Source organism: Geofilum rubicundum JCM 15548 (genome assembly GCF_000974365.1).
GTDB classification, from domain to species: Bacteria; Bacteroidota; Bacteroidia; order Bacteroidales; family Marinilabiliaceae; genus Geofilum; species Geofilum rubicundum.
Genome location: NZ_BAZW01000047.1, coordinates 1 through 25,774, shown reverse-complemented (window position 1 = coordinate 25,774; position 25,774 = coordinate 1). Strand labels below are relative to the sequence as shown.

19 protein-coding genes and 2 pseudogenes are annotated in these 25,774 nt (G+C 45.4%); 13 read left to right on the top strand and 8 right to left on the bottom strand.

What is annotated here, in order from left to right; translation table 11 throughout:
* Window positions 1-27: 27 nt before the first annotated feature.
* From JCM15548_RS24460 to folP, 3 genes and pseudogenes are all read right to left on the bottom strand, one after another.
* Window positions 28-474 carry a diadenylate cyclase gene (locus JCM15548_RS24460; protein WP_227625935.1) on the bottom strand — a complete coding sequence of 149 codons (447 nt, stop codon included), beginning with the start codon at window positions 472-474 and terminating at the stop codon, window positions 28-30.
* Between the two features lie 150 nt (window positions 475-624).
* Window positions 625-746 (bottom strand): annotated as a pseudogene (locus JCM15548_RS25740) (TIGR00159 family protein); the annotation flags it as partial.
* Window positions 747-825: 79 nt separating this feature from the next.
* Complete coding sequence (gene folP, locus JCM15548_RS15900) at window positions 826-1,713, bottom strand: dihydropteroate synthase (protein WP_062127521.1); 888 nt, start codon at window positions 1,711-1,713, stop codon at window positions 826-828.
* Between the two features lie 169 nt (window positions 1,714-1,882).
* Between folP and JCM15548_RS15895 the strand changes: the two genes are divergently transcribed.
* The 5 genes and pseudogenes from JCM15548_RS15895 to JCM15548_RS15875 all read left to right on the top strand — a co-directional run bounded on the left by JCM15548_RS15895 (window position 1,883) and on the right by JCM15548_RS15875 (window position 10,040).
* Window positions 1,883-2,449: a DUF1599 domain-containing protein gene (locus tag JCM15548_RS15895; RefSeq protein ID WP_062127519.1), complete on the top strand. Its 567-nt coding sequence runs from the start codon at window positions 1,883-1,885 to the stop codon at window positions 2,447-2,449.
* Window positions 2,450-2,459: 10 nt separating this feature from the next.
* Window positions 2,460-3,689 (top strand): BT_3928 family protein, encoded by a 1,230-nt coding sequence (locus JCM15548_RS15890; RefSeq protein WP_062127517.1) that lies wholly within the window; start codon window positions 2,460-2,462, stop codon window positions 3,687-3,689.
* A 6-nt stretch (window positions 3,690-3,695) separates the two neighbouring features.
* Window positions 3,696-4,450 (top strand): annotated as a pseudogene (tpiA, locus tag JCM15548_RS15885) (triose-phosphate isomerase).
* Between the two features lie 230 nt (window positions 4,451-4,680).
* Window positions 4,681-5,520, top strand: a complete 840-nt coding sequence (gene prmA, locus JCM15548_RS15880) for a 50S ribosomal protein L11 methyltransferase (protein WP_062127516.1) — start codon at window positions 4,681-4,683, stop codon at window positions 5,518-5,520.
* 20 nt (window positions 5,521-5,540) lie between these two features.
* Complete coding sequence (locus tag JCM15548_RS15875) at window positions 5,541-10,040, top strand: hypothetical protein (protein ID WP_157482837.1); 4,500 nt, start codon at window positions 5,541-5,543, stop codon at window positions 10,038-10,040.
* A 42-nt stretch (window positions 10,041-10,082) separates the two neighbouring features.
* Here JCM15548_RS15875 and JCM15548_RS15870 read toward each other — a convergent pair whose 3' ends face one another.
* Entirely contained in the window at window positions 10,083-10,712 is a 630-nt protein-coding gene (locus JCM15548_RS15870; RefSeq protein ID WP_062127514.1) for a nitroreductase family protein, read from the bottom strand.
* A gap of 348 nt (window positions 10,713-11,060) precedes the next feature.
* Between JCM15548_RS15870 and queC the strand changes: the two genes are divergently transcribed.
* The 5 genes from queC to JCM15548_RS24440 are packed head-to-tail and all read left to right on the top strand — an operon-like array spanning window position 11,061 to window position 13,521.
* Window positions 11,061-11,735 (top strand): 7-cyano-7-deazaguanine synthase QueC, encoded by a 675-nt coding sequence (gene queC / locus JCM15548_RS15865; protein ID WP_062127511.1) that lies wholly within the window; start codon window positions 11,061-11,063, stop codon window positions 11,733-11,735.
* Window positions 11,736-11,740: 5 nt separating this feature from the next.
* Window positions 11,741-12,601, top strand: coding sequence for a 7-carboxy-7-deazaguanine synthase QueE (locus JCM15548_RS15860; RefSeq protein ID WP_062127509.1), 861 nt, complete (start codon window positions 11,741-11,743; stop codon window positions 12,599-12,601).
* A gap of 44 nt (window positions 12,602-12,645) precedes the next feature.
* Window positions 12,646-12,813: a hypothetical protein gene (locus tag JCM15548_RS24450; protein ID WP_227625933.1), complete on the top strand. Its 168-nt coding sequence runs from the start codon at window positions 12,646-12,648 to the stop codon at window positions 12,811-12,813.
* Window positions 12,786-13,259 (top strand): hypothetical protein, encoded by a 474-nt coding sequence (locus JCM15548_RS24445; RefSeq protein ID WP_227625932.1) that lies wholly within the window; start codon window positions 12,786-12,788, stop codon window positions 13,257-13,259. The genes JCM15548_RS24450 and JCM15548_RS24445 overlap by 28 nt, the downstream gene beginning before the upstream one ends.
* Complete coding sequence (locus JCM15548_RS24440; protein WP_227625931.1) at window positions 13,171-13,521, top strand: hypothetical protein; 351 nt, start codon at window positions 13,171-13,173, stop codon at window positions 13,519-13,521. Before JCM15548_RS24445 ends, JCM15548_RS24440 begins: the two co-directional genes overlap by 89 nt.
* A 2-nt stretch (window positions 13,522-13,523) precedes the next feature.
* On the opposite strand, the gene JCM15548_RS15850 is transcribed toward JCM15548_RS24440, so the two are convergent.
* Complete coding sequence (locus tag JCM15548_RS15850) at window positions 13,524-14,198, bottom strand: Crp/Fnr family transcriptional regulator (RefSeq protein WP_062127507.1); 675 nt, start codon at window positions 14,196-14,198, stop codon at window positions 13,524-13,526.
* Between the two features lie 177 nt (window positions 14,199-14,375).
* On the opposite strand from JCM15548_RS15850, the gene JCM15548_RS15845 reads away from it, so the two are divergent.
* From JCM15548_RS15845 to JCM15548_RS15835, 3 genes are all read left to right on the top strand, one after another.
* Window positions 14,376-15,260: an ATP-binding protein gene (locus JCM15548_RS15845; protein WP_062127505.1), complete on the top strand. Its 885-nt coding sequence runs from the start codon at window positions 14,376-14,378 to the stop codon at window positions 15,258-15,260.
* A 133-nt stretch (window positions 15,261-15,393) separates the two neighbouring features.
* The gene (gene hcp, locus JCM15548_RS15840; protein ID WP_062127503.1) at window positions 15,394-17,025 is read left to right on the top strand and encodes a hydroxylamine reductase; all 1,632 of its coding nucleotides are present in this window, start codon (window positions 15,394-15,396) and stop codon (window positions 17,023-17,025) included.
* A 359-nt stretch (window positions 17,026-17,384) separates the two neighbouring features.
* The gene (locus tag JCM15548_RS15835; protein WP_227625930.1) at window positions 17,385-18,977 is read left to right on the top strand and encodes an alanine/glycine:cation symporter family protein; all 1,593 of its coding nucleotides are present in this window, start codon (window positions 17,385-17,387) and stop codon (window positions 18,975-18,977) included.
* Between the two features lie 649 nt (window positions 18,978-19,626).
* On the opposite strand, the gene purL is transcribed toward JCM15548_RS15835, so the two are convergent.
* From purL to JCM15548_RS15820, 3 genes are all read right to left on the bottom strand, one after another.
* Window positions 19,627-23,319, bottom strand: a complete 3,693-nt coding sequence (gene purL / locus JCM15548_RS15830) for a phosphoribosylformylglycinamidine synthase (RefSeq protein WP_062127501.1) — start codon at window positions 23,317-23,319, stop codon at window positions 19,627-19,629.
* 163 nt (window positions 23,320-23,482) lie between these two features.
* The gene (locus tag JCM15548_RS15825) at window positions 23,483-24,643 is read right to left on the bottom strand and encodes a galactokinase (protein WP_062127499.1); all 1,161 of its coding nucleotides are present in this window, start codon (window positions 24,641-24,643) and stop codon (window positions 23,483-23,485) included.
* Window positions 24,644-24,746: 103 nt separating this feature from the next.
* Window positions 24,747-25,631, bottom strand: a complete 885-nt coding sequence (locus JCM15548_RS15820; protein WP_227625929.1) for a substrate-binding domain-containing protein — start codon at window positions 25,629-25,631, stop codon at window positions 24,747-24,749.
* Between the last annotated feature and the right edge of the window lie 143 nt (window positions 25,632-25,774).

Sequence of the window (25,774 nt, the reverse complement as noted above, 5' to 3'; positions counted from 1 at the left end):
GTTTATCTGTTAGTCACTAACAACCAGCTAGTTGTTAACAACACCCTCTTCAAGTCTTTTCTCCAATTCCTCACTTTTTATATTGTACAGTCCTTTTCCTGCATTAAAAAAAGAAATCCGGCCTGTCTCTTCCGATACCACAATAGCCATCGCATCCGTGGCTTCTGTAATACCTAATGCCGCCCTGTGCCTTAGTCCTAGCTGTTTGGGCAATTCCATATTTTGAGAAACAGGCAATATGCAGCCGGCCGCCTTTATTTTGCTTTGACTGATAATAAGGGCCCCATCGTGCAGGGGACTGTTCTTGAAAAAAACGGATTTAAGTAATTGCTTGGAGATAACAGCATTAATCAACTCTCCCGTCTGCACATAATCCAGCAACTCAGATCTTCTTGTAATCACAATAAGCGCCCCTGTTTTACTTTTTGAAAAATCCTCACAAGCCCGCACCAAAGGCTTGATGTAAAAACTCATCATGCCGGGTGTTTTGCTCATAAAAAATGAATCGAGTGAGAACCGGCCCATTAGGTTGTAGCGACTACCTAACAATAACAGGAACCGTCTGATTTCCTGCTGAAACACAATGATGATGGCAATGACACCAACATTAACAAAATTATCCAGTATGGTGGATGATAGCTGCATGTTAAGTGCCTTTATCATTAACCAAAATATGATAAAGCAAAAATGCCAATAAATATATTGAGGGCCACCGTACCTTTGATCAACTTATACAAACGGTACATTAAATAAGCCACCAAAACAATATCAATAATATCTATCAGCCTTATGTCAAGAAAGGTCATGCCTAATACTTAAAATAGTTTACAATACAAATGTTTGCGTCTCTGACTCCTTTAATTTTTCCACTAATTTAACACATTCTATGGCTTCTTTCACATCATGTACCCTTAAAATGCTTGCTCCCTTGTTAAGGGCCATGGCATTCAGTATGCTGGTCCCATTTAATGCCTGTTCGGCACTGGTGTTTAATAATTTGTATATCATAGATTTGCGGGACAAGCCAACCAAAATAGGGAGTTGAAAAAGATTCAGCTCTTCCAGCTGATTAAGTAACTTATAGTTATGCTCCAATGTCTTACCAAAACCAAATCCAGGGTCGATGATGATGTCATTGACCCCTTTTTCCCTAAGTCGGTCCACTTTTTGCGACAGAGAAAAGGACACATCGGCCACCACATCTTTATAAGAAGGGGCCGCTTGCATGGTTTGAGGCGTCCCTTGGATATGCATTAACACATATGGCACCTTCAATTCTGCCACGGTATCAAACATGGCCTCATCCATATCCCCTCCCGAAATATCGTTAATAATATCCGCTTCCCCTTCACAAACAACCTTTCGGGCCAGCTCTGAGCGAAAGGTATCTACAGAAATAATCACACCGGGAAAAGATTTTCGAATGGCGGCCAGAGCGGGCATTAAGCGGCTGATTTCCTCTTCGGCAGAAACATACGCGGCACCAGGCCGCGTAGAATAAGCACCCATATCCACCATCTCTCCACCTTCATTCAAAATGGTCTCAACCCTTGAGAGTAATGCGGCATCCCCCTTAAAACGGCTTCCGGAGAAAAATGAATCAGGCGTTATGTTTACAATCCCCATCACCTTTGGCTGAGACAGGTCAATGAGTTGGCCTCTGCAATTGATGGAGGCTTTGCGCTTTAAAAATGATTTCAACTGCAATGACATCCAATATTATTTAGGTTAATTTTCAAATTTTATTTTAATTATCAGCAAATATAGTTCAAAATAGAGATTTTCTATAAAAACCTTAATCGCTTCAATCTTCACCATTTTTTTGGTACTTTTACCCCTCTGTTACAATTAATCGCAATAACCAATTTCATTTAGGTAAAATATGGCTCAGACCACCAACCAGCAGTTTGAACATGTTATTCAGATATGTCGTGATATTTTTGAGAAGAAAATGAACGATTACGGCACGGCATGGCGCATACTGCGTTCAGCGTCGGTCACCGACCAAATATTCATAAAAGCGCAGCGCATTCGCAGCCTCCAAACCAAAGGTATTTCTAAAGTGGACGAAGGGGTCCTCCCTGAATTCATTGGCATTGTTAATTATGCCGCCATGGCCTTGGTGCAGTTAGAAATGGGCGTTTCTGAAAGTCCTGAAATGCCACATAAACAGGCCTTGGAACAATACACCAGGCAGGTTTACACCGCCAAAACCCTTATGGAAAATAAGAACCACGACTACGATGAAGCCTGGCGAAGCATGCGCATCAGTTCGCTGACCGATTTAATTTTGATGAAGCTTTATCGGATTAAGCAAATAGAAGACAACAAAGGAAAAACAATCATTTCGGAAGGTATAGATGCCAATTACATGGATATTATCAACTATGCCATCTTCGCTCTGATTAAATTGAAATTTCCTGAAACGGAGACAACCGTTTCAAACTAAATTATTTCAAATGAAACCATTGTTTTTATTTATTAGCAGACTTGTTCCCGCCATCGTATTTATATTCTCAGGATTTGTTAAAGCCATTGATCCTGTTGGAGGGGCCGTTAAATTTGAGGATTATTTCAGTGCCTTTCAAATGGCATGGCTGGCGCCAATTGCCTTGCCTTTATCCATAGCCCTGGCTGCTCTTGAGTTTGTGGTTGGTTTTTACTTATTGTTTAACTTGTATATGCGTAAGGTGACCACCATTGCCCTGATTATGATGGCCGTTTTTACCTTGTTGACTTTTTATATCTCCATTTTTAACCCTGTTTCTGATTGCGGATGTTTTGGTGATGCCATAACATTAACCAATTGGCAGACTTTCGGTAAAAATGTCGTCATAATTGTTTTCACCTACATCGCCTTTCATTTTCGGGCAGATTATATGAACCCCTATCCGGCCGGTCGTCAATTCACCGTTGCTGCTCTGGCGCTTATATATATTATTGGACTGGGTCTCTATAACTATTACAATCTGCCTATGGTAGATTTCAGACCCTACAAGATTGGTGTCAACATCCCGGATCAGATGACGGTTCCTGAGGGTGCTGAGATGTCTGAATACGAGACCCTATTTTTACTGGAAAAGGATGGCCACCAGGAAACTTTTTCTGTCGACGATTATCCCTATGAAGATACCACCTGGGTGTTTGTTGACAGTGAAACCCGTGTTATTAAGGAAGGCTATCTTCCTCCATTGCAAACTTTTGCCTTAATGTTACCGGAATCGGGAGATAATGTGGTGGAAGAAATTATGGGACAACCCGGAGCTGTTTTTTGGATGATTAGTCCCGAACTAAGCCAAATACCGGAAGCCGCCATTCTGCCTTTGGCAGAACTGGCTGAAAACGCCCGTCAGAAAGGCATCCCCTTTTATTGTATAACGTCGTCTGGCAGCCAAGAAATGGAAGCCTTTGATGAAGCCAACAAAACCATGTTCTCTTACCTTCAATCCGATGAGACCACCTTGAAAACCATTATCCGGTCGAACCCGGGATTGGTGATGCTTTACGATGGAACCATAACCGCCAAATGGCATTATAGGAACCTGCCAGGCAGCAGCATCATGCACCAACCCCTGGCTACTTCCATAGAACAGCAAAGAAACAGGCAAACAACCAACTTGCTCTGGTTAAATATATTTGCATTACTACTCATTCCCGTTGTAATTTTCAATAGTAGAACCACTAAATAAATAAACATGAGAAAGAACATTGTTGCAGGAAACTGGAAAATGAACAAAACCCTTCAGGAAGGGCTTGAACTGGCCAAAGATGTCAATAGCCGCGTCAGTGGGATAGCACCAAAATGTCAAATCGTATTGGGAACACCTTTTATACATATCACCGAGGTTGTAAAGACGGTTGACAGCGCGAAAATTTCTGTGGCTGCTCAAAACTGTGCGGACAAGGCTTCCGGTGCATATACGGGTGAAACATCGGCTGCGATGATTCAGTCTACAGGAGCCAAATATGTCATTCTGGGTCATTCAGAGCGACGAGCTTATTATGGAGAAACTGCAGAAATCCTCAAAGAAAAAACGGATCTGGCTTTAGAGAATGGCTTACTTCCTATCTTTTGTATTGGTGAGGTTCTTTCTGAGCGCGAGTCAAACAGTCACTTTGATGTGGTCAAAAAGCAAATTTCTGAGTCTTTGTTTCACCTTTCAGCCGAAGTATTTGGAAAAATTGTACTGGCTTACGAACCGTTTGGGCCATCGGTACAGGCAAAACAGCCTCATCAGATCAGGCACAGGAAATGCATGCCTTTATCCGCAGCCTGTTGGTAGAAAAATATGGTAAAGAAGTGGCCGACAATACGTCCATTCTATACGGCGGAAGTTGTAACGCAGGCAATGCCAAAGAACTGTTTGCCAATGCAGATGTGGATGGTGGTCTGATTGGTGGCGCTTCGCTAAAAGCAGAAGACTTTTTGGCCATCATTACCGCCTTCTAAGTAAAACCTTTACCTGTTTCATTTGAAGTCTGACCAGGGTTCATTCGCCCCTTATACCTTCTTTATTAAACAGGGAAATGAGGTTTCAATAAATAACATTTTTACCTAAAAGAGGTTGTTCAAAAACAGATCATTGTGTTTCTCAGATAACAGGAGGCGATCGCATCCCATTATTAAAAGAGTTTCACAGATTTTTTTGAACAGCCTCTTTTTTAACACCAACAAATCCGATGCAATACATAAAGGTAACAGCAGAGATCATTCCCTTCTCGACAGATAAGGCGGAAATCCTCATGGCTTTTTTGGCAGAAATGGGGTTCGAAAGTTTTATAGAAACGAATACTGGTATTGAAGCCTTTATACAAGCTAAAGACTTTGATGAAGCATCACTTAATCATTTAAGCATACCCATGGAGGATACCCAATTGCTTTTCCAACATGAAGTTATGGCAGATAAAAACTGGAATGAGGAATGGGAAAAAAATTACTTCCAACCCATCGTGGTGAAAAACATGTGTGTTGTACGCAGCCCCTTTCATGCACCCAAACCCAATATTCCACTGGAAATTGTTATTGAACCCAAAATGTCTTTTGGCACGGGCCACCATGAAACCACTTCCATGATGATGGAAACTTTGCTGGAATTGCCCATAGAGAATAAAAGTGTTTTAGATATGGGCTGTGGAACCGGAATTCTGGGCATATTGGCAGCCATGCGCGGCGCCACTGAGGTAACCGGAATTGACATTGATGAATGGTGTACCAAAAACAGTGAAGAAAATTGCCAGTTGAACGGCATTCCAAACATGAAAATTAAACAAGGTGATGCTTCTGCGCTTCAAACACAAGGAACGTTCGATGTAATCGTGGCCAACATCAATAAAAACATCTTACTGGAAGATCTCAAATACTACGTTAAACATCTCAAACACAAAGGTCTGCTAATTATGAGTGGCTTTTATGCCAATGACCTGCCAGATATTGATGCTGAGGCCGTTAAACATCATTTAACTTTAAAAACCACAAAAGAAAACAACCAATGGGTGGCTGTTACGTATGAGTTATTTTAGGAACAAGCGCGGCATATTATATGAGAATAACTTTACGATTATTTATTATCATTATTGTTTGTTTTGCAGGCCTTCAACTGTCACCTGCCCAGAACGGTCACTTCAGTCAGGACGGGACAGCCGGATATGTCTCAAAACTGGAAGAAGTTTTCAATATTTCTGCAGATAAACGTGCTGCCCGGGATTTTATTAAAGTGGTGGATGAGTTTTGGAATGCATCTGAAACACCTGAATCATTGAAGGAACAAATCATGCGTGTTTCAGACATGCTGCATGAAAAAAAAGCACGCCCCTACCCGGATTATCATCTGTATATAAGCACCGTTTTCAGCTTTGTCAACACCCAGCATCCACCCCAGAATTTCACCACCTGGCACCATGCTGTTTTCACCTTATTATCCAACAACCGATACCCCATCAGACATGCCATCCGTCTTTTTGAACTGACCCAGGAATTACTGAATAACAATGTTTTATATGCCACTGCAGCATTGGATTGGGTGACTTCCTCTCAACAATATCAATATATATTTACCGACTCCTTATATTTGAAAGTTGAAAACGCAACCATCACCTGCCGCTCCCGAACAGATAGCATCTCTGTTTTCAATGCCAGTGGCACCGTCAACCTAATGAGTGGTCAATGGCAGGGCACAAAAGGAAAAATAACCTGGGAACAAAGCGGCCTGGATGCTCAAAAAGTCTTTGCCACTTTCGGGGACTTTTTCATAGATATGTCCAGAAACCAATTCTCTGTGGATAGCGCAGAATTCCATAACCGGGACTACTTTAACAATCCCCTGCTTGGTAGTATTCACCAGCGTTTAATGAACATCCGTAATCCTGAGAATACAACCTATCCAAAATTTGAATCCTATGAACAGCGCTATCGAATTGATAATATTCATGAAAATTTCAATTACGAAGGTGGGTTTAGTCAACATGGGGCCAAGTTTTTGGGTTCAGGAACCCATCAGAATCCGGCCATTATTAACATCTATAGAAACGACACACTTTTTATCACCGCTAAATCGCTCTATTTTGCCCTGCGACAGGATCAGATCGTCAGCAATACCACCGAAATAACCATGCATCTGGATAGCGGATACATTTATCATCCGGGTTTACTGTTTAAATACATGGCTGAAGCCAGGGAGGTCCATTTAATCAGAGATGGAGAAGGTCTGTCTCGCAGTCCCTTCTTTAACACCTACCACAATATCAGTATGGACACGGAGTTGATCAAATGGGTCATCGGTCAGCCCACCATTGAACTTCGAATGATTACAGGAGCTGCTGAAAATCACGCCTTTTTTGAATCCATCAGCTATTTCAGAGAAGAGTTTTTTAACTATTTGCAAGGAATGGACGCCATTCATCCCCTGCAAGGATTGGCCAACTGTTCCAAAGCATTTAAAAGTAACACCTTCACTGCAAAGGATTACGCCAATTTCCTGAAAATGCCGGAAAATCAAATTCGACAGCAAATAATAGGGCTCTCTTTTCACGGTTTTATTGGCTTTAACGTTAATACAGATACCGTTGAAATAAGAGACAGGTTGCGTGACTTTTTATTATTCAGGGCCGGAAGAAAGGACTATGATGTGATCCGCTTTAAATCAGAAACGCCCGGGTCAATTCCCAATGCCATATTTGATTTAAAAAATTACGATATGGAACTAAACGGGGTCGCTGCCATTTCCATCAGTGACCGCCAAAATGTCGTTTTCTTCCCAAGAGAAGAAAAATTAACATTAAAAAAAGACCGGAATTTCAGTTTTGACGGATCCATTGCATCAGGGATGATCAACCTTTTCGGTAACGGCTTTATATTTAATTATCAAAATTTTAGAATCGACTTAAATGTCATTGATTCCATGGCCATGCGCATCGAAACTGAAGGTTTCGATTACTATGGCCGTTCAGCACAAAGCAAAATCAGAAGTACCGTTTCCCAGTTGTCCGGCTTCCTTGAAATAGATGCCCCCGACAATAAATCCGGCAAAGAAACCCTGGCAGAATTCCCCAGACTGACCAGTAACACCAACTCCTACGTCTACTACGATCACCCGTTTACCCAGGACGGAGCTTATGAAAGGGAATTGTTTTATTTCTTGCTCGACCCCTTTGAAATCGACAGCGTTAATCAATTGACCAGGGACAATATTACCTTCAGCGGAACCTTTCATTCCGGTATTTTCCCTGACATTAAAGAACAACTCGTTGTCAGACCCGATTTCTCATTGGGCTTTGTCAGGAAGAGTCCCGGCACCGGTTACCCTATTTATAACAACCATGGAACCTTTACCAATGCCATAGATCTTAGCAACGAAGGTCTTAAAGGTAATGGTACGCTGGCATGGCTTACCACCACAGCCGTTTCAGAGGATTTTACCTTTCTTCCTAAAAAAACGGTAGGATTGGCACATCGTTTTAACATTGAACCTGTGGAAACAGGTATTGAGTACCCGGACGTGCAAGGTCGCTATGCCAGCATTGACTATCAACCATTTGATGACCAACTGATAGCAGAAATGCAAGAAGAGGCCTTCACCTTGTATCAAAAAGAAACAAGTCTGGAGGGAACCCTCATTGTAACCCCCAACGGCCTGGAAGGTACCGGACGCTTAAACATGCCAAAAGCCAACCTGAGGGCAGATCTTTTTAACCTTGGGCATCACGTGGTCATGGCCGATTCGTCCGACTTTAATCTGGTTCAGGATCCTTCTGCCAACAGTGTTAACTTCCGGACTGAAAACCTGCTTTCGACCATCGATTTTAAAACCAGAATGGGTACTTTTTCAGCACGCGATGCGGGAAGTAAGGTCGAATTTACCGACAATCGCTACCTGGCATTCATCAGCGAGTTTTCATGGGATATGGATAACAACGACGTTTATCTGGGTGCCAGCGGTTCCCCGGGTAACCGCTTTGTTTCTACGCACAGGCGACAGGATTCCCTGGAATTCCTGGTTCCTTTAGCGCTCTATGACGTAGAGGCCGGTAAAATATTTGCGCAAGAAGTCAAACACATCAATGTAGCGGACACCCGGATGTATTTAAGCAGTGGAGAGGTGACCATTAATAAAGACGCTTTGTTGGACGTTCTGGATTCGGTAAAAATTGAGCTCAACGATTCCATCCACAGCTTTTATGAAGCCCGCGTAAACATTGAAGGCAAAAATGCCTATGAAGCATCCGGCAAATACGATTTCACCAATGGCAACCAGAACATAAAAACCATTCACTTTTCCAATATTTCGCCTTCAAGGGAAAGCACCACCGTGGCCAGTGGTGAAATACCTGAAAGCGACATATTCACCTTTAACAAATATTTTGCCTACAAAGGGGAGGTAGCTCTGACCGCAGGAAATCCACTTTTAGCATTTAAAGGAGGGGCTCAGATGCTGCACGATTGCTCCCATCTTGGTCCGCAAACCTACGTGCGCTTTGAATCGGAAATTGACCCGAATAAAGTCAGAATTCCCATTGGTGACAACATTCAAAATTATGAATACGACGAAATATTCAATCATCTATTCCTCAACAGAGATTCCAACATTATCTATAGTTCCTTCATGGAAGAACGCCTGTTTCACAGTGATGTGCCCATTGTAACATCCAAAGGTTTTCTACATTATGAACCGGCCCATAATGCCTTTGCAGTGGCCGAGGCCTACAAAATAGACCAGACGGACACAACTGGCAATGTCATGCGCTTTCATAACTCGGGATGTCTCGTCACGGGCCATGGTCAAATCAATATGGGGCTCGACCTTGAACAAGTTAAGACCTATGCCACAGGTACCGCCACCCACCATCGAAGTGAAAATCTGGCAGAACTAAGCACGCTTTTTGCGCTTGATTTTATGCTGGAACAAGAAACAGTCAACCTGCTGGTAAATGGTCTCAAAACCGGACCAGTCCTGACCAAATCACCTTTCGAATCGGCAGGAACCCTGGAGCGAATGGCAGAATGGATGGGTAAAGAGACGGCCACAGACGTCGCCAGAGAAGTACAGGGCTTTGAGCCTTTCCGGGCCTTACCTGACGAGCACAAGCACATGCTGGTACTGGATAGCCTTACATGGGCATGGGATCCAGCTTCAAGAAGCTATATCGCCGATACAGAAGCCTTTATAGGATGGGTCAGGGACAATCCCATCAACCGAAAAGTGCAGGTCAAATCAACCATTGCCTTTAGTCGGGGCGGCAACTCGCTGGACATGTACATTCAGGTGACCGACGAGGTTTATTTCTTTTTCAGTTACCGAAATGGTATTATGCAAACCAGATCGTCCATTGAGGCCTACAACACGCATGTGCAAGCACTGGATACCGACGATCGCAAGCTCAAAACCGGTATGGGAGAAAAACCCTACTCCTTTATATTGGCACCTGAAAGTCGGATGAAAAGACTGTTGAGAAAATTTGATCCCGGAAATGAGGAAGGGGAAGAAGGGGATTTTGAGGAGGAGGATTTTGAAGAGGACTTCGAAGAAGCGGAAAAAGACGAATAACAAAAAAGCGCGGGCAGAGTCCGCGCTTTTTTGTTGAATGTTTTAAATCCTGGTTATCAACTCACTCTTGCTTTTACGCACTTTGACTAAGCTGGCATATTTGTCCGCTTCAGAACGAAATCCAACCGTCGCCATAACCACACTCGCAAGTCCCTTCTTCTCCAGATTTAGAATCTTGTCAAATTCTGCGTTCTTAAAGCCTTCCATGGGACAGGCATCGATATTTTCAGTTGCGGCCGTCGCCAATAAAACGCCCAAGGCAATATAGGCCTGACGGGCCGCCCACTGAAAACGGACTTCTGGGGCCTTCGCCATAACAGAAGATACCATCGTTGTTCTAAAAGCAGACAAGGATTCAACCGTCACCCCTCTTTGCCTGGCTGTGCGCTCTATATAAGCCTCAATATGCTTTTCTGAAAGCGCTTTGTTAACCGCAAAAACAAATACATGAGAGGCCTCTTCCACTTGGGGCTGACCATTGGCAGCCACCTTCAATTCTTCCCGAATTTTGGCATCCTCAACGATAAACAACTCAAAAGGTTGTATGCCATAAGAGCTTGGGGCCAGATTCACCGCATCTATTAACCTATCCAATTGTTGCTCATTCAATTTTTTATCGCGGTCAAAGCGTTTGGTGGCGTACCGCCACTCCAATTGATTTAGTATATCCATCTTTGTTTAATTTATTATCTACATCAATTAAACAATACATGGAGCAATTAGTTTCTGCATTTTTGAAAAAGGAAGTTTTTTTGAAAATATTTAAGAAACACCTGCAATAAAGCTTATCTTTGCCAACTGTAAAAAGACAGTTCGTAACCATCCTGTCTATAAATAAAACTAGGGACATGAAATCAATGCACAGCAATTACCTGTCTGGCTTAAGCCGACAGCTAAATGACTTCCTTTGTTCGGAGAAAGTATCCTGTTCTCTCCCTCATGCCTCTCCTCTTATTTATATCCACAGATGATTTTTTACTGCCTTGTTACGCCATTATAGTAATTAAGCATTAGAAAGAAATGAAACGTGCAGTAGTACTATTATCAGGGGGATTGGATTCGGCTGTAGCTTTATGGCTGGCCAAAAGCGAAGGTTATGAACTCTATACTTTGAGTTTTGATTATGGCCAGCGCCATAACAAAGAAATCATGGCAGCTGCCAAAATAGCGGAATTAGCCGAGGTCAAATCTCACCGTCTGGTGACAATCAACATGGACCAGTGGGGCGGATCATCGCTGACCGACAAAAGCATGGAGGTGGAAGATGGTGATGTGGACCGAACAGATATTCCGGTGACCTATGTTCCGGCCCGTAACATGGTGTTCTTATCCATTGCCGCCTCCTTTGCTGAGGCCGTGGAAGCCCAGAATATATTCATAGGTGTTAGTCAGGTCGATTATTCCGGGTATGTGGACTGCCGCGAAACCTTTATCACAGCTATGGAAAATGCCATTAATCAAGGTACGGTGATGGCAGCTGAACACCATAAACCCATCAAGGTACACGCCCCCTTTATTTATAAAACAAAGACCGAAGAAATTCTTTTGGGCGCTCAGTTGGGGGTTCCTTTTGAACATACCTGGAGTTGCTATCGCGGGGGTGAAAAGCCTTGTGGAACCTGTGACAGCTGTCTGCTAAGAGCCAAAGCTTTTAGAGAGGCAGGCGTCATTGACGGAGCTGCTGATCAACAATAATTGACATGAACCAAAAAATATCACTGGCCAACGAAGGGGTTTTCCCCATAGTGAAGGATAAGGAGGGACAAGTCTTGCCAAAGGCGCCGGCCACCGGGATAACCGTGGCCGGAACCATACAGGGAGAGGGCAAACTGGCCGGCATACCATCGCTTTTCATTCGCTTCTCCTCCTGCAATTTGCGCTGCATCTGGCAATTGCCCGATGGGACTTACAGCAGATGTGATACCCCCTATGCCTCCTTCGACGCTAACGGCATCCAACAAATAACGGTGGATGATGTATTGGCATTGGTGAAGCATAACTTAGGTCCCATCCGGCACATCGTGATTACCGGAGGTGAACCCCTGCTACAAAAAGACGCTTTAATAGAGCTGGCAGCGCGCTTAAAATCTGAACTACAGCTTCACTTGACGATAGAAACCAACGGAAGCATATTTAATGCGCAAGTCGCACAGCAAATAGACTTGTTCAGCATTTCCCCCAAGCTGGCCAATTCCACCCCCAATCCGGCCAAATTAGCAGCTCTGGGATTAAGCCCTTCCGGCCCACTCAAATTCCACGGCGAACGCCGACTTAATTTAAGCGCCCTGCAAGCTTACATCGATGTTTGCCGGTCGGCCGACAAGGCCTTTCAACTGAAATTTGTCGTGGGACAGGCAGCCGATGAGCAGGAAATCACCTCCGCTTATTTAAACCGACTCACAGGTTGGGCGGTCTCAGATATCATGCTCATGCCTCTGGGAGCGACGCAGGAGGAGTTGCAACAAACCACGCCAATGGTGCTCGAAATGGCCATTCGCAATGGCTGGCGATTTACACCCAGAGTCCACATCGACCTTTTTGGAAGCAAGCCAGGGGTCTAGCCTGTTAAACAATGAGTCATTCAACCATCCAATAACTCTTTGCCATGGAACCAATAGAAGGAAAAATACTGGGCAAGAAAGTCGGCTATCCGCAGCAGTATAGCCCTAAAATACTGGTGGCTGTACCGCGGTCACTCAATCGGGAGATTTACCAGTTGAGTGCAGACCATTTACCTTCAAAGGGGTGGATGTCTGGCATGCCTACGAACTGAGCTTTCTAACGGAAAAAGGGTTGCCGGTAGCGGGACTGCTCAAACTGAGCTATGCGGCCGACAGCGAATTTTTGGTGGAAAGCAAATCCCTGAAATTGTACCTCAACGGTTTCAACATGGAGAGAATGGGCTCCAATGCTTCAGAGGGTATTGATCAAATTCTTGGCACCATTAAAAAAGACTTGTCCGCATTATTACAGACAAAGGTGAATCTGGCCTTTTTTGACGGAGATCTGAAAGGTGCTGAGGATGATTTTGATGCATTTTCGGTATTGGAAAAGCATCCCGAAGTGCAGGACCTGCGCTTTACCCATTTTTCGGAGACGCCTTCCCTGCTGATTCCTGAAGAAAACACGCATGGAATGCAAAAGGTGGCTACGCACCTTTTGCGCAGCAACTGCAAAATCACCCACCAGCGATTGGGGCTCAGCTTATATCCATATTAAAGGACCACGCTCACCTAAGGCATCCGGCTTATTACAATACCTGGTTTCCATTCGCAACGAAAACCATTTTCATGAAGAAATCTGTGAAATGATCTACAAGCGGCTTTGGGATGCCTTTTCGCCCGAAGAGCTCATGGTAACCTGTATTTATACACGTCGCGGCGGCATTGATATTTGTCCGGTACGTGTCAGCCATGACCATCTCCTGCCCCGGGCACTGGTCAATGTTGATCAGCTGTCGAAACGCCTGTTGCGCCAATAGGTTTATTTTCCCAGATAGCTTTGCAGGGCCGCCCGGTCCTTAATGACAATATGCTTGCCCGTGGCAGAAATAACACCTTCATTGTGCAAGTCGCGCAGCACCCGTCCCAGCGAGGGGCGCGCCACCCCAAACAAATCAGCCAGTTGCTCCTGGGTTTTGGAAAGTACAATACGGCCTTGCCCCTGCTGATCCTGCTCCAAAAGATAGTGGGCCAGCTTGCCTTTCAAACTTTGAAAGGACAAGAACTTCAGCTTACCGGAAATAAACTGCGCCCTGTTAGAGACATCGTTCATAAAATTAGTCAGGAAACTCACATTGAGCTGCATCATTTGGATGACCGACGCTCTCGGAAGCACCATTAACCTGACCTGGTCATTGGCAGTCACGGTTACCGGATAGCGGTTGTTCTGACCAAACAAAAATGCCACCGCCAAAGGTCTCGACACGCCAATGTCTTCAATTTTTAGCACCCGGCCGGCCATATCCATCATTTCCCCGCGCACACTGCCCATAAGCACGATCTGCAGCTCGTTGCATTCATCTCCGCTATACACCACCACCTCACCGGGCAAGTAGGACCTCACCTGATAGTGGACCTTTTCAAATAAGGCATATAACTCCCCTTCCTCTATGTTCCTGAATAAAGTGGATTGAACCAATAATTTGACTTTTTCCATAATTTCACTCTTTTTACCTGTTTATTAAGCACTTATGTTAAAAGCATCATTGCTGCTCAACCAAAACAGCCTGGTTTTTCAATCAAAAATAACAGAAAAAAGCTGATTTGTAACCAATGTTACAGATTTCCACCAAGACCAGCCTTAGTTTTGTAGCAACCAATAAAATTAAACACCATGCTGAGAGAAGTAGTCAACATAAACGAAGAATTGTGCGACGGTTGCGGGGAATGCGTTCCGGGATGCCACGAAGGCGCCCTGCAGATTATTGATGGCAAGGCCAGACTCATATCTGATCTCTTATGTGACGGACTGGGTGCTTGCATTGGTCATTGTCCACAGGGTGCCATCACCATGGAAAAACGGGAGGCAGAGCCCTACGACGAGATTAAGGTCATCGACCTGATAATCCCCAAAGGAAAAAATACCGTCATTGCTCACCTGAAGCATTTACGCGATCACAATGAAACCGCCTTTATGAAACAAGCCATGACGCACATGCAGCTTCATCGAAGTGAATTGCCCTTTAATCTGGACGACGTCATACGTGAGATGCACCGACCCAAAATCGGAGTCATGCAACAGGCACATGGCGGTGGCGGATGTCCCGGTTCAGCAGAGCGGCCAATCAAACAGCCTGCAGCACCTTCACCGACCGCCATGCCCACACAAGGCAGTGTCTCAGAGTTAAGGCAGTGGCCGGTTCAAATGCACCTTATCAATCCGGCCTCATCCATTTTCACAGGTACCGACATGGTATTGGCGGCCGATTGTGCCGGCTTTGCCATGGGCGATTTTCACAACAGAATACTGAAAGGAAAAACAGTCGGCATCGCCTGTCCCAAGCTCGATCAGGGCACAGAGACCTACATCCAGAAATTGCAGCGCTTGATCAATGAGGCCAAAATAAATACCCTCACCGTTGTCATTATGGAAGTACCCTGCTGTTCAGGCTTACTTCAAATGGCCAAAATGGCTGTTGCTCAAAGTAGCCGCAAAATCCCCCTCAAAATGATGAAAATATCAGTGGAGGGCGAAGTCCTCCAGGAAGAATGGGTCTAAAAAAGAAATAGAATAATGGGCTTTCTGAATCAGGACAAATGATTTAACAAAATATTTTTGTTAATAAAACCGTTCGGCCTGAGCACCTATAAAAAGAGAGATTACTAAAAATTAAATATTAAAAAAAACTGTTATGAGTATGTTTTGCTATCAATGTCAGGAAGCATCCAAAAACATAGGATGTTCCATCAAAGGCGTTTGCGGAAAATCCCCTGAAGTCGCCAATCTACAAGACTTATTACTGTTTGTCACCAAAGGTGTAGCCTGGTGGAGCCACCAGGCCGATGTACAAAGCATTGAGCATAGAGCGGCTGAAAAATACATCATTGACGCCATGTTTATCACCATTACCAACGCCAATTTCGATGCCCATAAAATATCTGAGCAAATTGAAAAAGGAACAGACATTCAACAGGAACTGAAAGAACTGACCAAATCTGCAGAAGAAGCACCTGAGTGCGCTACCTGGCGCAGCAGCAACCGCGAAGAGCTCTATGCCAAAAGTGAAACCGTGGGTATCCTCAATGAAAAAAATGAAGACATTCGCTCTCTGAAGGAATTGCTGATTTATGGTATGAAGGGAATGGCCGCCTATGCAGAGCATGCCGCCAATCTGGGCTACAGCAATGCAGAAGTCAACCGCTTCATGAAAAAGGGGTTGGTAGCGACAACCGACACCACACTTGGCGTCGACGAATTGCTCCCCCTCGTACTCGAATGTGGTAAGTATGGCGTGGACGTAATGGCGCTGCTCGACAAAGCCAATACCGAGAGTTATGGTCACCCCGAAATCACCACGGTTAATCTGGGCGTGGGCAAAAACCCCGGCATATTAGTGAGCGGTCATGACCTGAAAGATTTTGAAGAGTTATTAAAACAAACCGAGGGAACGGGCATCGATATCTATACCCACAGTGAAATGCTGCCGGCCAATTATTATCCGGCCTTCAAAAAATTCAAACACTTTGTGGGTAACTATGGCAATTCATGGTGGGCCCAAACGCAGGAGTTTGAAAGCTTTAACGGTCCCGTTTTACTCACCACCAACTGTCTGGTACCACCCAAAGCCAGCTACAAAGAACGTGTATATACCACAGGAGCGGCCGGTTTTGATGGTTGCACACACATCGCAGAGCGTCAGAATGGCCAGCCTAAGGACTTCTCCGTGCTGATTGAGCATGCCAAAAAATGTGCGGCTCCGGTAGAAATTGAGACAGGCACCCTCACCGGTGGGTTTGCCCACAATCAGGTGGCGGCATTGGCCGACAAGGTAGTGGATGCCGTAAAATCGGGTGCCATCAAAAAATTTGTGGTCATGGCCGGTTGTGATGGCCGAATGAACGACCGCAACTATTACACCGACTTTGCCGAAGCCTTGCCAAAGGATTCCGTTATCCTGACTGCCGGCTGCGCCAAGTATCGGTACAATAAGTTGCCTTTGGGCGACATAGGTGGCATTCCACGCGTATTGGATGCCGGCCAGTGCAACGACTCCTACTCATTAGCGGTTACAGCACTAAAGCTCAAAGAGGCCTTCGGACTGGAGGACATCAATGAGCTGCCCATCGTGTATAACATAGCCTGGTACGAGCAAAAAGCAGTGATTGTCTTGCTGGCCCTACTGTCCTTAGGGGTTAAAAACATCCATTTAGGTCCCACGCTGCCCGCCTTCCTCTCACCCAACGTCACCAAGGTATTGGTAGAGAACTTTGGCATTGCACCCATTGCCACGGTTGAAGAAGACATCGAAACCCTGATGGTTTAAATTGATCAGGATCTGAATGGTATATGGGGGACCGTCGAAAATGCGACGGTCCCCCTTTTTGATGGTTTTGACCAAGAACAGATAAAAGTTTTCCAATCCTTTATTGTACATGGCAGTTAATAATCCATTTTAGAAAAGATTTATTTCGCTCTGGTCTCCTACCAATTAAGCATTACATCCAATCATCATCTCGAAAATGAACATTGAACCACTTCCAATTTGAAGTATTGGAGCAAAAATGAAAACATTTTATGGAAAATCCGGATATTGCGCTATTTTTGTTAGCAATTATCAACAATTAATTTCAAAACCATATAAAAAACAACCGTTTTCTTACGGTCCATAAAAATCACCATTCCATGCAGCAATTCAGTGATGTACTAACGCTTATCGATTCCGTTATAGGTGGCTCACAATGGTTCGTCTTTTTATTATTGGGAACCGGTTTGTTTTTCACCCTCTATCTGGTTTTTCCGCAAATCCGCTATTTCAAGTATGCCCTGAAGATTGTCAGGGGTAAATTCGACCGCGAAGGGGATGAGGGAGATACCAGCCACTTTCAGGCGCTGACTACAGCCCTGTCGGGCACCGTAGGCACCGGAAACATTGCGGGAGTAGCGCTGGCTTTGCATTTGGGTGGACCAGCAGCGCTGTTTTGGATGCTCATGACGGCGGTGATTGGAATGACCACCAAATTTGTGGAAGTCACCCTCTCACACAAGTACCGCGAAAAAGCGCCGGATGGCTCCATTGCCGGAGGCCCCATGTACTACATGAAAAAACGTTTGCATCTGAAGCTCCCCTCCGGCCGAACGCTGCATTTCGGAAAATGGCTGGCAGCCATTTTCGCAGTGGCCACCGTTTTTTCCTCCTTTGGTACCGGCAGTCTCCCACAAATTAACAGCATTGCCAATTCTCTTTTCGAAACCTTTACCATTCCTCACATATACACGGGCGTTATCTTATCCGTTCTGTTGGCCTTTGTCATTGTAGGCGGCATTAAGCGCATTGCCAAAGTCACCCAAACCCTGGTGCCTGTCATGGCCCTCATTTATTTTATCGGTGCCTTGTTGGTTATTGTGTACAATTACGAAAACATTTGGCCATCGATTATGGCCATTGGCCATGATGTATTTAAGGGAACAGCCGCCACCGGTGGCTTTTTAGGCGCATCAGTCGCCTTTGCTTTTAACCGGGGGGTTAACCGGGGACTTTTCTCCAATGAGGCGGGACAAGGTTCGGCACCCATTGCGCATGCCGCAGCACGTGCCCATGAGCCGGTTTCTGAGGGACTGGTGGCACTGCTTGAACCTTTTATCGATACCATCATTATTTGCTCCCTTACAGGCATGACACTCCTTGCTTCGGGTGTTTGGCAGGAGAAGCATGACAATCTTTTCCAGACGACCGATCTGGAAATATTGGCCCATAGCTATTCCGAATCGGACCCGGATCAGCAAAGTCAACTCGCCGGTCACATCAAAGGCACTGCTCCCCTCCCACTGTTCTCCGGCTCTATGGAAGTCGTGGAAGGCCAAATCATAGAATCCGTGACCCTGCTTCACGCCCGTTCAGTAGCAGAAGATGTGGTGATCAACAGAAGAGACCAACCTTTTAGCGGTCAACTGGAAGTCCGCCAGGGCAAGCCCCTCGCCAATGCCAATGTTCAAATCTCTGGCAAATCGCTGGTCCATAGCGCCCCGTTAACTACCATTGCCTTCTCACGAAGTTGGCTGGGCGAATGGGGAAAGTACATCGTAGCCATCGGCCTCCTGCTTTTCGCCTTCTCCACCGCCATTTCCTGGAGTTACTACGGCGGCAGAGCAATGGTTTATCTTTTTGGCCTTAAATCCGTTGTCTATTATAAAATGGTTTATGTTATCGGCTTTTTTCTGGCGGCCATCGTCGACACCTCCCTTATTTGGATCTTTTCGGGCATCACCATTGCTTGATGACCATTCCCAACCTTCTGGGTATGCTCTGGCTGCACAAAGAAGTCAAAACCGAAGTGAAAAGTTTTTGGAAGGAATACGCCGATCGCTTTCCCGACGAAAAAGCACCCCGGCATTAAATGATAAGCGAAGTGAGCCGGCCTGGTATGTCAGCCGCGAGTTATTGCTACGACCGCGCCATTCCATTTAAACTATTTCCTTTTAACGCTGGGAAGGGAGTAGCCAATAAGAAGCGGCCTTCAGAATAGGCCGATAAGCCAACGAGGGTATGAAACGTAAAAAGCACGGATGTATAGGAAGCTGTTTAAGTCTTATCCTTTGGGTTGTTTTTGTGAAACAACTTCCAAAAACAAAACTCAAACAGCTTCTGAGTCGAAGACGAGTTCCGTGCTTTTAGTGTAATAACCGAAGTGGGCCGGCCTATTATGTCAGCCGCGATTTATTGCTACGACCGCTCCATTCCATTTAAACTATTTCCTTTTAACTCTGGGAAGGGAGTAGCAAATAAGAAGCGGCCTTCAGAATAGGCCGATTAGCAAACAAGGTTATGAAACGTAAAAAGCACGGATGTCTGAGTCGAAGACGAGTTCCGTGCTTTTAGTGTAATAACCGAAGTGGGCCGGCCTATTATGTCAGCCGCGATTTATTGCTACGACCGCTCCTCGATCCATTTCCGCGCATTCACAAAGGCCTCCAGCCATGGAGAAACCTCGTCCGCCGGGCGATCAGCCGGATAGTGCGGCCATTGCCACGGCAAAATAGCCCGCTCAGGGTGCGGCATCATGGCCAGGTGGCGACCATCGTGCGAACAAATAGCAGCCGTATTAAAATCGCTGCCATTGGGATTGGCCGGATAACCCTCATAACCGTAGAAACCAGGCAAATGATAAGCCTCTTTTCCTTTAGGGAAGTTGAATTTGCCTTCACCGTGCGCCACCCAAACGCCCAATCGACTGCCTGCCAAAGACTTTAGCATCACCGAGTGGTTCTCTGCAATCTCCATATTCACAAACTGCGACTCAAATTTGTGCGATTCATTGTGGGCCATAAAAGGCTTCTCGTCCGTCCCGGGATAAACCAGTCCCAGCTCCACCATCAGCTGGCAACCGTTGCAGATGCCCAGACTCAGTGTATTTTCTCGTTCGTAAAAGGCGTTGAGCGACTTCTTAGCCTGCGCGTTGTATAAAAAGGCGCCTGCCCAACCTTTGGCAGAACCCAAAACATCCGAGTTGCTAAATCCACCCACATAAACCACAAAATCAATTTCTTCGAGCGTTTCCCGCCCCGATATCAAGTCGGTCATGTGCACATCCTTCACATCAAAACCAGCCAAATAAAGTGTATAAGCCATTTCCCGGTCGCCATTCACCCCCTTCTCCCGAATAATCGCAGCCTTGGCCTTTCGGCCACCTGCTGCCGGCGTCTTATCGAGACCCAGAGATGCTAAAGAGCCATTAAAACTGTTCGGAAAACGGTAATGCAAAGGCTGTTCCTTGTAATTGGCATAGCGCTCAGCCGCCAGATGCTCACCACTTTGTTGGCGGTCCAGTAAAAAGGACGTACGGAACCACAGGTCGCGCATGGCATCAATATCAATAGCCAAATCTTCACCTTTTCCGGTAATGGTCAATGTGCGCACCTCAACAGGAGCACCCAAAGCCACAGAACTCAAATCATATTTATCTAAAATAGCCTCAGCTTTTGCCACATCCTTCACCTGAATAACAACCCCGGGATTCTCACTGAACAGAATTCTAACCAAATCAGGCTCTTCAAAGGCACTCAGATCGATTGTCAATCCGTAATCTTTATTGGAGAAGCACATCTCCAGCAAGGCCGTCACCAGACCACCGGCCGAAATATCATGACCGGCTAAAATCAGTCCCTCATTGACCATCTCCTGCAGGGCAGCAAAGCCATCCATAAAATAATCCGTATCGGCAACAGTCGGCACTTCATTCCCCAATTGGTTAAGCACCTGTGCAAAACTGCTACCGCCTAATTTCAAGGTGTCAAACGACAAGTCCACATGCAAAAGAGTGGTTTCAACATCCTTCACCAGGACAGGCTCAACCACCTTACGGACATCTGAGACTTCCCCCACCGTGCTCACAATAACAGTACCCGGTGACATCACCTGGTCGCCATTCTTGTACTTTTGGGTCATCGACAAAGAATCCTTGCCGGTGGGCACATTAATGCCCAAATCAACCACAAAATCACTCAAGGCTTCAACCGCCTCATACAGCCGGGCATCCTCACCTTTGTTTTTACATGGCCACATCCAGTTGGCGCTCAGGCTCACCCCTCTTAGTCCGTGCGTCAAAGGTGCCCAGACCAGATTGGTCAGCGATTCCGCTACCGATAATACAGAACCGGCACCCGCATCAATCAAAGCCGGTACAGGCGCATGTCCGATAGAAGTCGCCACCCCCTCTTTTCCCCGGTAATCGATGGAAGTCACGCCCAGATTATTCAAGGGCAACTGAATTTCTCCGGCACACTGCTGCTTAGCCACACGTCCGGTGACTGAACGGTCCACCTTATTGGTGAGCCAATCCTTACAAGCCACACCTTCTATTTGTAATACCTTTTCAAGATAATCCTTTACCAGACCCGCATCATAAGTCAATGCGGCGTAGGGCTCACGGACCGACTGGTCATTCATAACCGTTTTAGGCGGATTGCCAAACATATCCGTCAATTGCCAGTCGATGGGCGCATTTCCCTTATCATCCATAAATTTGAAATGCATATCACCTGTGGTCTCCCCTACCACATACATGGGTGAGCGTTCCCGCTCGGCCACTTTACGCAAAGTGTCAATGTCTTTTTCGTGCAAGACCAGGCCCATGCGCTCCTGTGACTCGTTGCCGGCAATTTCGCGGGCCGATAGTGTAGGATCACCAACGGGCAATTGGTCCAGGTGAATGGTTCCGCCCGTAGTTTCTACCAACTCAGACAGGCAGTTCAGGTGTCCCCCAGCACCGTGGTCGTGAATCGACACTATGGGATTCTCATCGCTTTCCACCATGGCACGAATGGCATTCATGGCACGCTTCTGCATCTCCGGATTGGAACGCTGAACCGCATTGAGTTCTATGGCATTTTCGAATTCGCCGGTGGCCACTGAGGATACAGCACCTCCACCCATGCCAATACGGTAATTATCACCACCCAGCACCACGACTTTATCGCCCTTCACCGGGTTATCTTTCAAACCATCCTTTTTATGGGCATAGCCAATACCACCGGCCATCATAATCACCTTATCGAAAGCAAATTTCTTTTGGTTTTCGAAGTGCTCAAAAGTCAACAGGGAACCACAAATCAAGGGCTGACCAAACTTATTGCCAAAATCACTGGCTCCGTTGGATGCCTTAATCAGAATCTGTTCAGGCGTCTGGTACAACCAGGAACGCTCAGGGATGTTCTTTTCCCAAACCCGGCCACCTTCAGGACGCGGGTAACTGGTCATGTAAACCGCGGTACCCGCCAAAGGTAAAGAGCCTTTGCCGCCTGCCAGACGGTCGCGAATTTCACCCCCGGAACCCGTAGCGGCCCCGTTGAATGGCTCCACCGTAGTCGGAAAGTTATGCGTTTCCGCTTTTAATGATATAATGGAATCAAATGATTTTTCAGTAAAAAAATCCGGCTTGTCCTGCGTTTTGGGAGCAAATTGAATGGCCTTTGGTCCCTGAACAAAAGCCACATTATCCTTGTAGGCAGAGACTAAAAAATTGGGATTTTCTTTAGACGTGCGCTTAATGAGCTGGAACAAAGTACTGGGCTTCTCCTCCCCATCGATAATAAAGGAGCCATTAAATATTTTATGACGACAGTGTTCCGAGTTGACCTGAGAAAATCCAAAAACTTCACTGTCGGTTAATTGGCGCCCCAGGCGCTGGCTCAAATCATTCAGGTAATCGACTTCCTCCTGACTCAGGGCCAAACCTTCTTTTTGATTGTAAGCAGCCACATCGTCAATATGAACAATGGCATCTGGCTCCTTCTTAATGGTAAATATGCTTTGATCGATGCCCTTATACATGCGTTGCAGCATGGGGTCGAATTGAGCATCGGGCCCATTCACTCTAAAGAATTCTTCCATCCGAAGTATGCCTGAAACACCCATATTCTGGGTAATTTCAACCGCATTGGTACTCCAGGGCGTAATCATTTCCCGACGGGGCCCAACAAAATAGCCATCTAAGGTTTCACCGGGCAATACTTTTGCACCGTTAAAGAGCCATTCCAGTTTATTGATATCTGATTCGGGCAACTGCGATTGGGTATGCACTGCCAGTACTAAAGAGGATTCACCTCCGAAAAGAAGCACCATGAAAGTTAATTTTGGACGGTTTATATTGAAATCTGCTGCAAATTTAATCAAATGCCCATTTAGCACCAATAAAAAAGAAATTAAATAGCAGCAAAAAGAAAACCGGGATATTAAATCTCAATCATTTAACACCCCGGTTGGTCAAACATTCAAATTAAGAAACTTATTCAAGTCGACGGGCACCATCTCCCACTTCTGCCACATAAAACTCGGGTTTGAGACCCGTGCGTTTTTCGTAGGCTGGTCCTACCACCGATAGAAAATTATCCACAGCCGCATCTTTCACAATAGATACCGTACAACCACCAAAACCGGCACCCGTCATGCGAGAACCAATCACACCATCCACGCGCCAGGCTTCTTCCACCAAGGCATCCAATTCAGAACCGGTTACCTCATAATCATCGCGCAGCGATACATGGGAGGCATTCATCAATTGGCCAAATTCCTGAAGGTTGTTTTTTTCCAGAGCCGACATGGCATCTACCACCCGCTTATTTTCGGTGATGACGTGACGGGCACGACGCAGAAGCACGTCACTCGACAGCTTAGAGTGCAGGTCATTAAACCTATCAAAATCGATATCGCTTAAAAATTGGAATTTACCTTCCGTATTCATCTCCTCCAGGGCCTTTTCACACTCAGAACGACGCTCATTGTATTTGGAGTCGGCCAACCCTCTCCGCTTATTGGTGTTGCTGATGACAATTTTATAACCATCCAGTTTCAATGGCACTTCCTCAAACTTAAGGGTGTCACATTTAAGTGCCAAGGCATGATTGGCTTTACCCATACCCACGGCAAACTGATCCATAATACCGCAATTAACCCCAACAAACTGATTTTCGGCGTTCTGCGACAACTGAACCATCTCCATCATGGCCAATTTCCCTTCATACAAATCATTGATCATCACCGATGTAACCAATTCAATGGATGCTGAGGAAGATAATCCGGCGCCATTGGGAATATTGCCACTGTAAAGTAAATCCAGCCCACTTATCTCGATGCCCTTTTTGGCAAACTGCTCAACAACACCCAAAGGATAGTTCACCCAGGCGCCATCGGGTTGTTTTATAGACAAATCGGACAGAGCAATCGCAATGGACAAATCCAGATTGGTGCTGGCAAATCGCACCACATTGTCTGCGTTCTTTCTCACCAATAGATAAGTTCCATAATTCAAGGCACATGGAAAGACATAACCTCCATTGTAATCGGTATGTTCACCAATCAAATTCACACGACCGGGCGAGAAAAAAACCGCCTCGGCCTCTGCTCCATACAGCTCAGAAAACTGAGCTTTTAACGCTTTTGTATCCATATCTAATCAATTAAATTTCACTGGTAGGTACTGGTAGGCAAAAATATAAATTATTTTAATACATATCAGATTTTTAACAGTTTTATTTTGGCCCTTCTGTCTGTTAAAGAGACTTGCGAACAATCAACCGGGAGGGGTTTTTAACACATTCTTTTTGATGCTTCAGCACCATACGGGCCATGCGCTCTCCCATGGCTTGAAAATCCGTCGAAATGGTCGTTATCCCACCCGAAACGACCTCCTTCAGACCAGTATCGTTCAACGAAATGATGCCCAGATCCACCCCCGGACGCCAATTATTGGCCATGCAATACTTGATCAAAAAAACCAGATCCCTGTCGTTGACCAACACATACACTTTCTTTTTTTTCAAGTCCTGTTGTTTCAAGGCTGGGCTAATGGAATAATTAAAGGCGTAATGCGTGCAGAACTTTTCAAAACCAGAGAGAAAGCCTTTGGGTTCTTTTCCTCCGGGGAAAATCAAACAAATTTCCTGATATTTTCTCAGTAATTTCAATCCCTTTTCCATACCATTGTAGATATCCTCTGCAAAGGATTGATAAACTGAGGGAAAGGCACCTTCCAAAACATCAGGCACCTGATCCAGTAAATACACCTTGTCTGCCGGCAACTGTCCGATGGCGCGACCGGCATTTTTAAGATTGGCGGGCATTATGACATATGCAGAATATTGCTTTTTATGCTCCCGCAACAAAGTGTCAAAAAGGGTTTCGTTAAAATGATGAAAATAAATATCTACCTCGCCCTTCCCATTCAACTGCTCTAAAAAAGCATTGTACAGATCTTCCTTGAAAGCATTTAGCTCATCAAACAAGAGCATAATACGAAGTTTCACATCAATGCGATCCCGTTCAATAAAATAACCGATCCCAGGCATACTTTTGATGACCCCTTTCTCACGCAATTCATTATAAGCCAACAATACGGTGTCTCTTGACAGGCCATTCAAACGGGCTACTTCGTTCACCGAGGCAGTCGGTCGTTCTTTCTGAATTGCCCGTCCCGAACGCCAGAAATAACCAGCTCGACAATTTGTTTGTATAGCGCTAAAGAGGCTGTTTTATCAATTCTAAGCATGGCACAAATATATCGGAAAAAATAGTAGCCCAT

Coding starts and splice junctions, on each gene's coding strand:
- JCM15548_RS24460 (WP_227625935.1), bottom strand. CDS start 474: ATGAGTTTTTACATCAAGCCTTTGGTGCGGGCTTGTGAGGATTTTTCA.
- folP (WP_062127521.1), bottom strand. CDS start 1,713: ATGTCATTGCAGTTGAAATCATTTTTAAAGCGCAAAGCCTCCATCAAT.
- JCM15548_RS15895 (WP_062127519.1), top strand. CDS start 1,883: ATGGCTCAGACCACCAACCAGCAGTTTGAACATGTTATTCAGATATGT.
- JCM15548_RS15890 (WP_062127517.1), top strand. CDS start 2,460: ATGAAACCATTGTTTTTATTTATTAGCAGACTTGTTCCCGCCATCGTA.
- prmA (WP_062127516.1), top strand. CDS start 4,681: ATGCAATACATAAAGGTAACAGCAGAGATCATTCCCTTCTCGACAGAT.
- JCM15548_RS15875 (WP_157482837.1), top strand. CDS start 5,541: ATGAGAATAACTTTACGATTATTTATTATCATTATTGTTTGTTTTGCA.
- JCM15548_RS15870 (WP_062127514.1), bottom strand. CDS start 10,712: ATGGATATACTAAATCAATTGGAGTGGCGGTACGCCACCAAACGCTTT.
- queC (WP_062127511.1), top strand. CDS start 11,061: ATGAAACGTGCAGTAGTACTATTATCAGGGGGATTGGATTCGGCTGTA.
- JCM15548_RS15860 (WP_062127509.1), top strand. CDS start 11,741: ATGAACCAAAAAATATCACTGGCCAACGAAGGGGTTTTCCCCATAGTG.
- JCM15548_RS24450 (WP_227625933.1), top strand. CDS start 12,646: ATGGAACCAATAGAAGGAAAAATACTGGGCAAGAAAGTCGGCTATCCG.
- JCM15548_RS24440 (WP_227625931.1), top strand. CDS start 13,171: ATGGAATGCAAAAGGTGGCTACGCACCTTTTGCGCAGCAACTGCAAAA.
- JCM15548_RS15850 (WP_062127507.1), bottom strand. CDS start 14,198: ATGGAAAAAGTCAAATTATTGGTTCAATCCACTTTATTCAGGAACATA.
- JCM15548_RS15845 (WP_062127505.1), top strand. CDS start 14,376: ATGCTGAGAGAAGTAGTCAACATAAACGAAGAATTGTGCGACGGTTGC.
- hcp (WP_062127503.1), top strand. CDS start 15,394: ATGAGTATGTTTTGCTATCAATGTCAGGAAGCATCCAAAAACATAGGA.
- JCM15548_RS15835 (WP_227625930.1), top strand. CDS start 17,385: ATGCAGCAATTCAGTGATGTACTAACGCTTATCGATTCCGTTATAGGT.
- purL (WP_062127501.1), bottom strand. CDS start 23,319: ATGGTGCTTCTTTTCGGAGGTGAATCCTCTTTAGTACTGGCAGTGCAT.
- JCM15548_RS15825 (WP_062127499.1), bottom strand. CDS start 24,643: ATGGATACAAAAGCGTTAAAAGCTCAGTTTTCTGAGCTGTATGGAGCA.